This is a genomic window from Actinomadura vinacea, from assembly GCF_039532545.1.
GTDB lineage: Bacteria > Actinomycetota > Actinomycetes > Streptosporangiales > Streptosporangiaceae > Spirillospora > Spirillospora vinacea.
Genome location: NZ_BAAARW010000001.1, coordinates 93,774 through 106,424, shown reverse-complemented (window position 1 = coordinate 106,424; position 12,651 = coordinate 93,774). Strand labels below are relative to the sequence as shown.

At 71.4% G+C, this 12,651-nt stretch carries 12 protein-coding genes and 1 riboswitch; of the genes, 7 read left to right on the top strand and 5 right to left on the bottom strand.

Translation table 11 applies throughout. The features are described 5' to 3' along the window. Nucleotides 1-161: 161 nt before the first annotated feature. Complete coding sequence (locus ABD340_RS00475) at nt 162-1,031, bottom strand: DUF8083 family protein (RefSeq protein WP_344586235.1); 870 nt, start codon at nt 1,029-1,031, stop codon at nt 162-164. A gap of 108 nt (nt 1,032-1,139) precedes the next feature. On the opposite strand from ABD340_RS00475, the gene ABD340_RS00470 reads away from it, so the two are divergent. Then, a complete protein-coding gene (locus ABD340_RS00470; protein WP_344586234.1) occupies nt 1,140-2,216 on the top strand; it encodes a Glu/Leu/Phe/Val family dehydrogenase in 1,077 nt (358 codons plus the stop codon). A 291-nt stretch (nt 2,217-2,507) separates the two neighbouring features. Further along, nucleotides 2,508-2,720, top strand: coding sequence for a DUF3073 domain-containing protein (locus ABD340_RS00465; protein WP_344586233.1), 213 nt, complete (start codon nt 2,508-2,510; stop codon nt 2,718-2,720). Nucleotides 2,721-2,794: 74 nt separating this feature from the next. Here ABD340_RS00465 and ABD340_RS00460 read toward each other — a convergent pair whose 3' ends face one another. From ABD340_RS00460 to purF, 3 genes are read right to left on the bottom strand one after another with little or no spacing between them, the layout of a single operon-like run. Beyond that, nucleotides 2,795-3,478 (bottom strand): SanA/YdcF family protein, encoded by a 684-nt coding sequence (locus ABD340_RS00460; protein ID WP_344586232.1) that lies wholly within the window; start codon nt 3,476-3,478, stop codon nt 2,795-2,797. A gap of 47 nt (nt 3,479-3,525) precedes the next feature. Next, nucleotides 3,526-4,554, bottom strand: a complete 1,029-nt coding sequence (purM, locus tag ABD340_RS00455; RefSeq protein ID WP_344586535.1) for a phosphoribosylformylglycinamidine cyclo-ligase — start codon at nt 4,552-4,554, stop codon at nt 3,526-3,528. A gap of 14 nt (nt 4,555-4,568) precedes the next feature. Further along, the gene (gene purF, locus ABD340_RS00450; protein WP_344586230.1) at nt 4,569-6,026 is read right to left on the bottom strand and encodes an amidophosphoribosyltransferase; all 1,458 of its coding nucleotides are present in this window, start codon (nt 6,024-6,026) and stop codon (nt 4,569-4,571) included. A gap of 153 nt (nt 6,027-6,179) precedes the next feature. On the opposite strand from purF, the gene ABD340_RS00445 reads away from it, so the two are divergent. Continuing rightward, complete coding sequence (locus ABD340_RS00445; RefSeq protein ID WP_344586228.1) at nt 6,180-6,635, top strand: hypothetical protein; 456 nt, start codon at nt 6,180-6,182, stop codon at nt 6,633-6,635. Nucleotides 6,636-6,689: 54 nt separating this feature from the next. Here the strand turns inward: ABD340_RS00445 and ABD340_RS00440 are convergent, their stop codons facing one another. Then, nucleotides 6,690-7,133, bottom strand: coding sequence for a sterol carrier family protein (locus tag ABD340_RS00440; protein ID WP_344586227.1), 444 nt, complete (start codon nt 7,131-7,133; stop codon nt 6,690-6,692). Between the two features lie 235 nt (nt 7,134-7,368). Between ABD340_RS00440 and ABD340_RS00435 the strand changes: the two genes are divergently transcribed. From ABD340_RS00435 to ABD340_RS00420, 4 genes are all read left to right on the top strand, one after another. Continuing rightward, on the top strand, nt 7,369-9,261 hold the full coding sequence (locus ABD340_RS00435) for a serine/threonine protein kinase (RefSeq protein ID WP_344586226.1): 1,893 nt from the start codon (nt 7,369-7,371) through the stop codon (nt 9,259-9,261). A 150-nt stretch (nt 9,262-9,411) separates the two neighbouring features. After that, a complete protein-coding gene (locus ABD340_RS00430; protein WP_344586225.1) occupies nt 9,412-10,581 on the top strand; it encodes a S8 family peptidase in 1,170 nt (389 codons plus the stop codon). A 162-nt stretch (nt 10,582-10,743) separates the two neighbouring features. Continuing rightward, nucleotides 10,744-10,936: riboswitch (cyclic di-AMP (ydaO/yuaA leader) on the top strand. A gap of 3 nt (nt 10,937-10,939) precedes the next feature. After that, nucleotides 10,940-11,893 carry a coiled-coil domain-containing protein gene (locus ABD340_RS00425; RefSeq protein ID WP_344586224.1) on the top strand — a complete coding sequence of 318 codons (954 nt, stop codon included), beginning with the start codon at nt 10,940-10,942 and terminating at the stop codon, nt 11,891-11,893. A gap of 61 nt (nt 11,894-11,954) precedes the next feature. After that, entirely contained in the window at nt 11,955-12,593 is a 639-nt protein-coding gene (locus tag ABD340_RS00420; protein WP_344586223.1) for a hypothetical protein, read from the top strand. Nucleotides 12,594-12,651: the final 58 nt, after the last annotated feature.

Sequence of the window (12,651 nt, the reverse complement as noted above, 5' to 3'; positions counted from 1 at the left end):
AACCTTGCCACCACTCAACGCGACAAGCAAGCTCCTGGCGAGAGTTGCGTGGGAACATCCCCGCGACAACCGGGAGCGGTGCGTCATCATGGCAGCTGAGTCACGCAGCGTGATTCTAGCGATACGTATAGTCGTATCGCGCGCGGATTCGGGAAATTTGTTCAGTTCGCCGATTCCAGCGCCCTGACGAGGCGCCATCGGGCGAGGAGACGACGATGCATCGCGGTGGCCAGCTCAACCTCACCCCGGGCGATGGCGGCCAGGGCCACCCCCACCTCGGCGACCGACTCGTCGGCGCGGAGGAAGGCGTCGTCCAGGAGATGGACCAGGCCCCCGTAGTCGAGTTCGACCAGCGCGTGCGGATGGAAACCGGCCAGCCAGCGGGCGAGCGTCTCCAGCTGACCCGCGGCGAGACCGGAACGGCCGTCGGCGGTGTACGGCAGCGCCGCCTCCACCCGTGCGCGGGCCCCCGCCATGGCCGTGACGTAGATGAGCGTCCGCGTCACCGCCGCCGTCGCGGGGCCGGAGCCTCGATGTTCGGCACTCTGCGGCATGCCCAGCGTCAAGGAGCGTTCGTGGGCGGCGAAGGGAGCGAACCACACCGGTGGCACGTGCCATGTACTGGACATGATGTGCGACCGCAACGGGCGTCCGGCCTGCTTCCACGCCTCGAAGGACTCCTCCACCCGTCGCATCACCGGCGCGGGTATGTAGGAGGCGGCCATACGGGCCGAGGTCTCCTCCCTGAACCGGGAGAAGGACTGCCAGGAGCGCAGGCGGGTCTCCCAAGGGCAGATGTAGAGCATGTCCTGCGAGCGGCGTACGTAGGCGTCCCCACTCTCCCGCTCCGGGACGACTACAGGGGGTGACGCCACGAGACGGCGCTTGGCGTCACGATGCTCCACGCTCAGGGCCTGCATGCCGCGAGGGCGTCTACGGGAGTCGGCGTAGGCCGTCCACAGTGTCCGTGCCGGTTCGGGGAAGGCGGTCACCGGTTCGTATACCCGTAGGTACGCGGCGTACGGAAGCACCCCCGCATCGTTACATGCCCTAAGGGCAAATAAAGGCACGACAGGGCCACCGAGATCCCCGCGTTACCTCCTCTAGGCTGATCTAGAGACAGAGAGGAGGGCACTACCGTGCCTAATGTCTTCGGGTCGCCCCACAAGGGCACAGGACCCGAGCAGGTCGTGTTCTGCCAGGACGAGGCCAGCGGCCTGCGCGCGATCATCGCGATCCACTCCACCGCGCTGGGCCCGGCGCTCGGCGGCACCCGCTTCTACCCGTACGGGTCGGAGGACGAGGCTCTGACGGACGTCCTCAACCTGTCCCGCGGCATGGCGTACAAGAACGCGCTCGCGGGCCTGGACCACGGCGGCGGCAAGGCGGTCATCATCGGCGACCCCGCGGTCGTCAAGACGGAGGCGCTGCTGCGGGCCTACGGCCGGTTCGTGCAGTCGCTCAACGGGCGCTACTACACCGCGTGCGACGTCGGCACCTACAGCGAGGACATGGACGTCGTGGCCCGCGAGTCGCGCTTCGTGACCGGCCGCACGCTCGCGCACGGAGGTGCGGGGGACTCCTCGATCCTGACCGCGTTCGGCGTCTTCCAGGGGATGCGCGCGGCGGCGGAGAGCGTCTGGGGCGCGCCCACCCTGCGCGGACGGCGCGTAGGGGTCGAAGGGGTCGGCAAGGTCGGCCACCGGCTCGTCGAGCACCTGCGCGAGGACGGCGCCGACGTCGTCATCTGCGACGTCAGCGAGAGCGCCGTGGAGCGGGTACGGGCCCGGCACCCAGAGGTGGACGTGGTCGACGGCAAGAACGCCCTCGTACGGGCCGATCTGGACGTCTACGCCCCGTGTGCGCTCGGGGCGTCCCTGGACGACGACACCGTCCCGGCCCTGACGGCCCGGATCGTGTGCGGGGCCGCCAACAACCAGCTCGCCCATACGGGCATCGAGAAGCAGCTCGCCGACCGTGACGTGCTGTACGCCCCCGACTACGTGGTCAACTCCGGCGGCGTGATCCAGGTGGCCGACGAGATCGGCGGCTTCGACTTCGACCGGGCCAGGGCGCGGGCGACCGAGATCTACGAGACGACCCGGCGGATCTTCGCCCTGGCGGCGGAGGAGGGCGTGCCGCCGGCGGTGGCGGCGGACCGGCTGGCCGAGCGCCGGATGTCCGACATCGGACGGCTCCGCGGCATCTTGCTGTGAGCGTTCCCGGATGCCTCACGGGGGCGCTCGGCGCTCCCGCGAGGCGCCCGGACCTCACGAAACGTCCGTTTCGGGGTACTACGTCCGAAGTGTAGGGACTGTTGGGAGGCGGATACACTGGTGTTCTCCGCAACGAGCGTGCCGCCACGGACCGACCATGTACCGAGCCGGGCGCAAAACGGGTACGGTTGTATCCGTGACTGACGCATGGCTCATCAGGCATCGGTTCGTGTGGTACACGCGCGCGTTGATGGGCCCACGAAAGCCCTGACCATCGAGGGGGTCGAGCCAATGGGTCGCGGCCGAGCCAAGGCCAAGCAGGTGAAGGTTGCCCGCCAGCTCAAGTACCAGAGCGGCAATACCGACATCGATCGCCTGAAGAGCGAATTGGGAGTCTCCGACCCCGGCGGCGACGACTACGACGCGTACGACGAGCTCGCCGAGAAGTACGCAGACTACGCCGACGACGGCCCCGAGGACCGCAAGGACGGCACCTCCGGCTGATCGCCCGGCCGCCACGCCACTGCCCGCCGATCACCCAGCGGGCGGTGGCGTTTTCTTTGCCCCGCGGGCCCGGGTCAGTTCGCCAGCAGGGCCTCGCGTACGCCGGGCTCGGTGCGGCCCAGCAGCGCCGGGTCCGGGCGGGTGGTCAGGCTGGTCGTCGCCTTGAGCATCGCCAGCGGCTCGCGGCTGTAGCCGACGTAGGTGGCGATCATCCTGGTCGGGCTGGCGTCTCCGACGCCCCAGGCGTCCAGGCCCGCGGCGCGGCACAGCGCGACGGCGCGGGGCAGGTGGAAGCCCTGGGTCACCACCGTCAGCCGCCGCACCCCGAAGATCCGCCTGGCCCGGGTGCAGGAGTCCCAGGTGTCCAGACCGGCGAAATCGCGAACGATCTTGCCCTGCGGGACGCCGCCGGCCATGAGGTGGTCGCGCATCACGGTCGGCTCGTCGTACTGCCTGCTCCGGTTGTCACCCGACACCAGGATCACTTTGACCTTGCCCCGGCGATACAGATCCATGGCCAGGTCGAGGCGGCGGACCAGGAAGGTGGACGGCTTGCCGCCCCGGATCCCGGCGCCCAGCACCAGCGCGACCGGGGTCTGCGGGACGTCCTCCACCGACCTCCGGTAGCGGGAGGTGTCGGCATAGGCCCAGCCCAACGGGGCCGCCACGGCATAGGCGACCAGACCGGTCAGCACCAGCAGCGGCAGCGCCCAGCGCCGCACGACGGGCAGCAGCACGCCCAGCGGCGGCATCCGCATGATCACACCGTCTGTGACGTGCGATTCCCGGGCCGAGTTCCCCGCCGCTAAGAAAGCTTGGCGGTGCCGGTGCCCGGGACGATCTCGCCGAGTCGCCAGGCGGGCACCCCTCGCTCGTCCAGGAGGCGCAGCGCGGCGTCGGCGGTGTCGGCGGACACGATGGCGGCCATGCCCACGCCCATGTTGAACGTCTTGTCCATGTCGGCCTGGGCGACGTTCCCGTACGACCGCAGCACTTCGAAGATCGGCGGCACCGTCCACGACGAGCGGCTCAGCAGGGCGTCCACCGAGCCGGGCAGCGACCGGGCCAGGTTGGCCGCCAGTCCGCCGCCGGTGATGTGGGCGAAGGCGCGCACGCCGCCGGACCGGGCGAGGGCGAGGCAGTCCTGGGAGTAGATCCGGGTCGGGGTGAGCAGTTCCTCGCCCAGCGGCCGGGACAGCTCGTCCGGCCGGGTCTCCAGCGTCAGGTCGGTGCCGGCGATGATGTGGCGGACGAGGGAGTACCCGTTGGAGTGGATCCCCGAGGACGCCATCGCGAGGACGGCGTCGCCGGCCCGGACCCGGTCCGGTCCGAGCAGCGCGTCGGCCTCCACCACGCCGGTGCCGGCGCCCGCGATGTCGAACTCGTCCGGGCCGAGGAGGCCCGGGTGCTCGGCGGTCTCGCCGCCGACCAGCGCGCAGCCGGCCAGCGCGCACGCGTCCGCGATGCCGCCGACGAGGTCGGCGATCCGCTCCGGGACGACCTTGCCGCACGCGATGTAGTCGGTCATGAACAGCGGCTCGGCCCCGCACACCGCGAGATCGTCGATCACCATGCCGACCAGGTCGTGGCCGACGGTGTCGTAGATCCCCAGCCGCCTGGCCAGGTCGACCTTGGTGCCGACGCCGTCGGTGGACGTGGCCAGCAGGGGACGCCGGTAGCGCAGCAGCGCGGAGGCGTCGAACAGGCCCGCGAAACCGCTGGCGTCGTCCACGACCTCGGGCCGCCGGGCCCGTGCGACCCTGGACTTCATCAGCTCGACGGCGCGCTCGCCCGCCGCGATGTCGACCCCGGCGGCCTCGTAGGAGGTGCTCACTTCCGCTCCGGTGCTCACGTGGTGGACGGCTCCAGCAGGTGCTTGCCGCGCGCGGCCTCCTCGACCGGGATCGGGTAGACCCCGTCGAAGCACGCCCGGCACAGGTTGTCCTTGGGGATCTGGGACGCGGCGATCAGCTCGTCCAGGGAGATGTAGCCCAGCGAGTCGGCGCCGAGCGAGTCGCGGATCTCCTCCACCGACAGGTTCCCGGCGATCAGCTCGGCCCGGCTGGCGAAGTCGATGCCGTAGAAGCACGGCCAGGCGACCGGCGGGCTGGAGATGCGGACGTGCACCTCGGCGGCTCCGGCGTCCCGCAGCATCGCCACGATCGCGCGCTGGGTGTTGCCCCGGACGATCGAGTCGTCCACCACGATCAGCCGCCTGCCCTCGATGGCCTCGCGCAGCGGGTTGAGCTTGAGCCGGATGCCGAGCTGGCGGATGGTCTGGGACGGCTGGATGAACGTGCGGCCGACGTAGGAGTTCTTCACCAGGCCCTGGCCGTAGGGGATCCCGGACGCCTCGGCGTAGCCGATCGCCGCCGGGGTGCCCGACTCGGGCGTCGGGATGACCAGATCGGCCTCGACCGGGTGCTCGCGGGCCAGCCGCCGGCCGACCTCGACCCGGGTGGCCTGGACGCTGCGGCCCGCGATCGTGGTGTCGGGACGGGCCAGGTAGACGTACTCGAACAGGCAGCCCTTGGGCCGGGCCTCGGCGAACCGCTCGGCCCGCACCCCGTCGCCGTCGATCGCGATCAGCTCGCCGGGTTCGATCTCCCGGACGAACCGGGCGCCGACGATGTCGAGGGCCGCGGTCTCCGAGGCGACGACCCAGCCGATGTCCTCGAGGCGGCCGAGGACCAGCGGGCGGATGCCCTCGGGGTCGCGGGCGGCGTACAGGGTGCTCTCGTCCATGAAGACGAGGGAGTACGCGCCCCGCACCACCGGGAGGATCTCCCGGGCGGCCGCCATCGGGTCGCCGCCGGCGCGGGTGGCCAGCAGCGCCGTCAGGACCTCGGTGTCGGTGGTGGCGGTCAGCACCCCGGGGTCGAGCCGGGCGGCCAGCTCGGGGGTGTTGATCAGGTTGCCGTTGTGCGTGAGGGCGAGCCCGCCCGCGTCGGTCGACCGGAAGGTCGGCTGGGCGTTCTCCCAGGTCGGGGAGCCGGTCGTGGAGTAGCGGTTGTGGCCGACGGCCAGGTGGCCGCGCAGCGTGTTCAGCACCGACTCGTCGAACACCTGGGCGACCAGGCCCATGTCCTTGAAGACGACGGTGCGGGATCCGTCGCTGACCGCGATGCCCGCGGATTCCTGTCCGCGGTGCTGCAACGCGTACAGCCCGTAGTAGGTGAGCTTGCTCACTTCGGCGCGGCCCGCCTCGGAAGGCGGGACCCATACGCCGAACACCCCGCAGGCATCCTGTGGGGAGCGGTCCGTGGGGTCGATGTCATGGCTCAGACGTCCATCACCGAGAGGCACGCCCGCCAGTGTAGATGCCGCGTTCACCTGCTCGGATCGGTGGATCTCCTGGAAGGACCTTTACCTGGCGGTACGGGGCCGCGGCGGGCGGGCGCGCGAACCTGATCCGGAACAGCTCGGCACCGAGCACGACGGGAGATCACGGAGGCACGCATGTCGACGCCGGGTCAACGCCCGTACCCGCCGCAGCCGCCGCCGGCGCCGCCGGGTCCGCGGGGCCGCAAGGCGGCGGTGGCGGCGCTGGTGCTGGGGCTGGTCTCCGTCCCGACGCTGCTGTTCTGCGGCCTCGGGGTGCCGCTGGCGCTGGCCGGCCTGGTCCTGGGGATCGTCGCCCTGGTGCGGGCCCGGCCGGGCGCCCGCCGGAGGGCGTACGAGGGTGGGCCGCCGCAGCCGGGGACGGGCCCGTGGGACGGCGTCGGGCGCGGCCCCGGGCGCGGCATGGCGATCGCCGGGATCGTGCTGTCGCTGATCACGCTGGCGACCGCCGGCTGGCTGGTGATCAAGGTGGCGGGGTGCGGGAATCCGTCCCGGTATCCGGACGAGCCGTCCCGCCGGCGGTGCGTGGAGCAGGAGTTCCCGTTCGCCAAGCCGTCCGCGCCCGCCCGTTGAGCCGCGAGCCTTGAGCGGACGGTGCGCGACGAGTCGCGGGGCGGCGGGGGCCGGTCAGCCGGACGGCGGCAGCGGGAGGTGGGCGGACAGGTCGGCGCGGGGGCCGCTTGCCCGGACCCGGCCGGACTTCACCGCCTCGTCCCAGGTCAGGGTGCCGGTGGCCAGAGCGATCCAGGTCGGTGGGGCCATCTCCACCACGTTGGGCGGGGTTCCCCGGGTATGGTGCGGGCCGTCGATACATTGCACCGCGGCGTACGGAGGCACCCGGACCTCCACCGACCGTCCGGGCGCCAGTTCGGCGAGCCGGTCCAGCAGCGCCCGCACGGCTCCCCTGAGGACCGGCCGCATGGGCTCGATGCCCGCGTCATAGGCGGCCAGCACCGCCTCCAGCGCGGACCGGCGCAGCTCCGCGGGCTCGTCGGAGCCGGCGTGCGGCGGCAGGCCGAGGGCGCCGCGCTGCTCGTCCAGCACGGCACGGGTGAGAGGTGTTCGCGACATCGGCACCGACGCTACCGTTCCTGCGGTCGCGGGGCCCGTCCGGCGCGGGCTCGTACGGCGGGCCCGTTCCATGGTTCCGCCCCGGTCGGGACTCCCTCCGGTCACCGTCTTCCCGCCATCGGCGGCGCCGGGGCCGACCAACCGGTAGAAATGGACCCAAACCGGCCGGAGATGAGCGATGTTTTCGGGGGGCCGGTGGAGCCCGTCCCCGGCGGAGGACACGGAGGTTGTGTAGATGGCCGAGGCGCTGCCCCTGCAGCCCGGTGACCCGCGCGAACTCGGTGAGTACGAGATCACCGGACGGCTCGGCGTCGGCGAGCACGGCGCCGTCTTCCTGGGCCGGGACCGCTCCGGCCGGATGGTCGCGATCAAGCTGCTGCACCTGCGGCTGAGCGGCGAGCCCGCCGCCCGGGCCCGGTTCGCCGCGGCGTTCACCGCCGCGCGCAAGGTGTCCGGCTTCTGCACGGCGGCGATCCTGGACGCCGACGTCGAGGGCGACCGCCCGTACGTGGTGAGCGAATGGGTCGACGGCCCCTCGCTGCTCCAGCTGGTGACCGAGGAGGGCCCGCGCGGCGCCGGCGTGGTCGAGCGGCTGGCGGTCGGCACCGCGGTCTCGCTCGCCGCGATCCACCGCGCCGGCGCCGTGCACCACGACTTCAAGCCCGCCAACATCCTGCTCGGCCGGGACGGCCCCAGGGTCGGCGACGTCGCCGTCACGCCCGCGCTGGACGCGGTCGACGCCGCCCCCAGCGGCCGGGTCGCCGACGATCCGTCCTACAAGGCGCCCGAACAGCTCAGCGGCATCGACATCGGCCCGGCCGCGGACGTGTTCGCCTGGGCCGCCACCCTGCTGTACGCGGTGACCGCGCGGCCGCCGTTCGGCGACGACTCGCCGACCGAGGTCATGCAGCGCATCATGTACGACCAGCCGGACATGTCGGACCTCCCGGACTCGCTGCGGGAGATCGTCGCGGACGCCCTGGCCAAGGACCTCACCGCGCGGCCGAGCGCGGCCGGGCTCCTGGAGCGGCTGCTGGACGAGTCGGGCCCGCTGGCGGCCCGGCTGCCCGGGTCGCTGGTCACCGAAGGACGGGCGCTGGCGCGCAGCGCGGCGTCCCCGCCGCCGGTCGAGCAGCCGGTGGAGTCACCGCAACCGGCCGCGCCGGCTCCCCCGTCGGCCCCGGCGATACCCCCCGAGGCCTTCCCGGACGCGTTCCCGCCGCCCGAGCCCGCTCCAGAGCCCGTGGCGGCCCCGTCCGCGGCCCCAGGGACGCCCCCGGGCCCGGAGGACGCCCTTTCGCCCATGCGGGCGTCCGTGCCGCCCGCGTCGTTCGGCCGCGCACCGCTCGACGAGCCCGCCGAGATCACCCGCACGGACTTCCCGCTGCCGCCGCGGAACGGTTCCGTCCCGGCCGGGGACGAGCCGGGGGACGAAGACCTCGCGACGCAGGCCATGCCGGCGGTCCCCCCGCTGCCGGAACCGCCCGCGCCGCCGGAGCCGACCGACCGGACCGAGCCGACACCGCACCTGATCCCGGGCATGCCGGCGCCCGCCGGCGACGACCAGCGGAGTCTGACGGCCGTGCTCGCCCTCCCTCCCGAGGAGGAGCCCCGCCGCGGCCTGGGCGGGCTTCTGGAGAGCCTGCCGCGTCCCGGCAACCATCTGCTGGGGGTGGCGCTCTCGCTCACGATCGGGGTGCTGGTCGGCGTCCTGATCATCGCGCTGGTGCTGCTGCCGCAGTGGCGGGACGACCACGCCACGCAGCAGGCCGGGCCCGCCAACGCCCCGGTCGACGACCGGCCGGTGAGCGCCATCCCCGAGGGGTTCTCCGGCACATGGAAGGGCACCGCGGTCAACCCCGGGCGCGGTGCCTCCTTCCCGGTCGAGGTGACGTTCAAGGCGGGCGAGACGACGGCCCGGGCCGTGTACCCGCGGAGCCGCTGCACCGGGACGCTCACCTTCACCAAGGGCACCAACCGGCAACTGCAGATGATGCTGGCGATCCCGAAGCCGTGCTCGAACGGGACCGTCCAGGTGAGCCGGCAGCCGGACGGCACCCTGCAGTACGCCTGGAGGACGCGCGCCGGGACCCCGCTCGGCTACCAGGGCAAGCTCACCCGCGCCTGAGCGGCGCCGGGCGGAGATGACCGGAATGCCAATTTAATCGTGATTTAAGGGCTCTTTCTGCAAGAGATCCATTAAAGTACCTCCGGGCTGACCGGTCATGTCAGCCGCCGCGGGCACCGCGCACGGTCCCGCCGGAGAGAAGGAGAGCTCTTGCGGACTGTCCACCGAAGGGTGCTCGTCGTCGGCGCGGCCGCCACCTGCGTCGGCGCGACCGGCACGCTGCCCGCCGCCGCGGCCCCCGCCGCGGCCGGCCCGGTCACCGTCACCGCGGCGCGCGGGACCCCGCTGCCCGGCCGGTACATCGTCACGCTCAAGTCCGGCGAGTCCACCGCCTCGGCGGCCAAGCGCGTGCGCGCCACCTCCGTCAAGCTCTTCGACGGGGTGCTGAACGGCTTCGCCGCCAAGCTGAGCACCACGCAGCTGGACAAGCTGCGCCGCGACCCGGCCGTGGCCGCGATCGAGCAGGACCAGGTGGTGAAGGCCGTCGGCACGCAGCGCTCGGCGACCTGGGGCCTGGACCGCATCGACCAGCGCAGGCTGCCGCTGTCGAAGACCTACACCTACAAGTCGACCGGCACCGGCGTGACCGCCTACGTGATCGACACCGGGCTGGCCTCCACGCACCCCGAGTTCGGGAACCGGGCCTCGGTCGCCTGGGTGGCTCCGGAGTTCGGCGGCGACGGCTGGGACCGCAACGGGCACGGCACCCACGTGGCGGGCACCATCGGCGGCAAGACCTGGGGCGTGGCCAAGAACGTCAAGCTGCGCGGCATGCGGGTGCTGGACGCCGAAGGCTCCGGCTCGATGTCGACCATCGTGCAGGCCGTCCAGTGGCTGGAGCGGAACGCCGCCAAGCCCGCCGTGGCCAACCTGTCGGTCGGCGGCCCCAAGTCCGCGGCGCTGAACACGGCGGTGCAGAAGCTGTCGCAGTCGGGCGTGTTCGTCTCCGTCGCGGCCGGCAACGAGAACCAGAACGCCTGCAACACCTCCCCCGCCGGCGCAGGCTGGGTGATGGCGGTCGGCGCCACCACCGTCTACGACAACCGCGCGACCTGGTCCAACCACGGCTCGTGCGTGGACATCTTCGCGCCCGGTTACGGGATCACCTCGGCGTGGCCCGGCGGCGGCAAGTCGACGATCTCCGGAACGTCGATGGCCGCCCCGCACGTCAGCGGCGCCGCCGCGCTGTACCTCGCCGGGAACCGCGGCGCCACGTTCCCGCAGGTGCAGAAATGGCTGAACGACAACTCCACGAAGGGGCGAATCGGGCGACTTCCGTCCGGCACGGCCAACAGGCTTCTGTACAAGGCCGGCCTGTGAGTCCGGTCACGTAGGATGGCCCGGCTCCCAGGAGAAAGACATGATTCTCTGTTGCCCTGCCCTTCCAGGGGTCACAGGGGTTTAATCTTGGCGAGGATCCGAATGGTTCCTTACAGTTCGATGGCATTCGGCCGGTGACCGCTTCGTCCCCCGGGGCGGGTCCGGCCGGACCAGCCGAGTCCCGCGGCGCAGTTCGCCCGGGAACCGGGGAACCACAGCCGGACGGTCCGGGGCGGCGACGCTCCGGCCCAGACCGGCCGGGGTGAATTCACCGTCCACCAGCTCGGGCGGTGATAGGGCTGACTCCCGGCCCGAATCCGTCAGCTAACCCGGTAGGCGATCGAGGAGAGGAGAGGACGTGGAGGGGACCCCCAACTCCACCCCCAGTTGGCAATCGCGGCTGCGGCGTCCCGCCCTGGCACTCGTGGCACTCGCAGGTGCCCTGCCACTGGCCGCGGGCACCACGATCACCGCGCCCCCCGCACAGGCGGAGCCGGGCGACGGGGGCCGCATCCGCAAACTGAACGCCCAGATCGAGAAGCTCGACAAGGCGTACGGCGGCGACCTGGCCAAGCTGAAGGACGCCCAGTACGGCGTCAAGAAGGCCCTGGACCGCACCAAGGTGCTCAACAGCGACCTCCAAGCCGCCCGCGGCCTGGTGGCCCAGCTGGCGGCCTCCCAGTACATGACGGGCGGCGCCGACCCCTCGGTCTCCGTGCTCGCCGACAGCGACCCGTCCAACGCGCTCAGCAACGTCACCCTGGTCAGCCACGTGGCGCAGAACCAGTCCGCCAAGGTGCAGCAGATCCAGCAGCTGGTGAACGAGCAGGCGAAGGCCAAGCGCGAGGCCGAGCAGAAGATCAAGGACCTGGAGAAAGAGATCAAGGACCTGGTCAAGGAGAAGGCCCGGGTCAAGGCGCTGATCAAGAAGTTCAAGCCGGAGTCGCCCAGCACCGGCATGGGCGGAACCACCCCCCGGATGGCCAAGACCAAGAACACCATCGACATCGAGTTCGGGCCGTTCCCCACCATCGGCTGCTACCGCGGCGGCGCCGACGCCCAGGACCACGCCACCGGCACCGCCTGTGACTTCATGGTCACCACCGGCGGCTCGATGGCGTCGGGCAGCGCACAGACCAAGGGCGACCAGACCGCCGCCTACGCCATCGCCAACGCCAGCAAGCTCGGCATCAAGTACGTCATCTGGCGCCAGCGCATCTACGACATGCGCAGCCCCGGCTGGCGCAGCATGGAGAACCGCGGCGGCGCGACGGCCAACCACTACGACCACGTCCACATTTCGGTCTTCTAGCCGTATGCCGCTCTGACCAGGGCCGCACGTCACCCGAGAGGGAACATCTCAGACTCAGATCATGGATCGTGCGCAGGTCGAAGCCGGCACTGTCTTCGCGTGGCCGGGCGACGAGCGACCAATGCGCGTGTTGCTTCGCGACGCTGAGGTCGCCATGTACGACGCTTGGTGGCCGCACCTCCAGACCTGGGGCCTGGGGGATCTGAAGCGGACCAGGCGAAAGCGCGTCAGCTATTACGTCACAGACGTCACCACGTTGGCGGCAAAGGCAACTTTCCTGCGCACAGAGCCTTTGACCGACGACGAAACCGCGTTGCATCGCCCAGACCTCCGATTCTCCCTGGCGCAATGCGCTGAGGTGCAATGGCCGGCGGAGGCACCCGATGCCACGGTCCGGTTTACTGAGCACCTGAGGGCTTCCGGCTGCTGGGATGCTCTGGCCGGCAGCACATTGAACGTGCCCGAGATCTATCTGCTTCCGTTCGGGCCCGACGGAGGCACGAAGGCGGGCGTCCGAGTGAAGGCAGACACCGGGATCGCCTTCACCGCCAGAGAGCTGATCAGCAAAGCGGCGACCATAGAAGCCCCATGGGTCAGATCAGTGGTCCCGACACAGGGCGTGGGCATCTACAGATCAGGACTGCAACGGGGGCTTCCCGCGTACTACCTGTGGGGCAACGAGAGCCGGCTGCAGTCCTAGCCGTCGAGCGACTGGCCCCTTCCCCATTCTCAGGAGGTTGCAACCTGGGTTGGAAGGG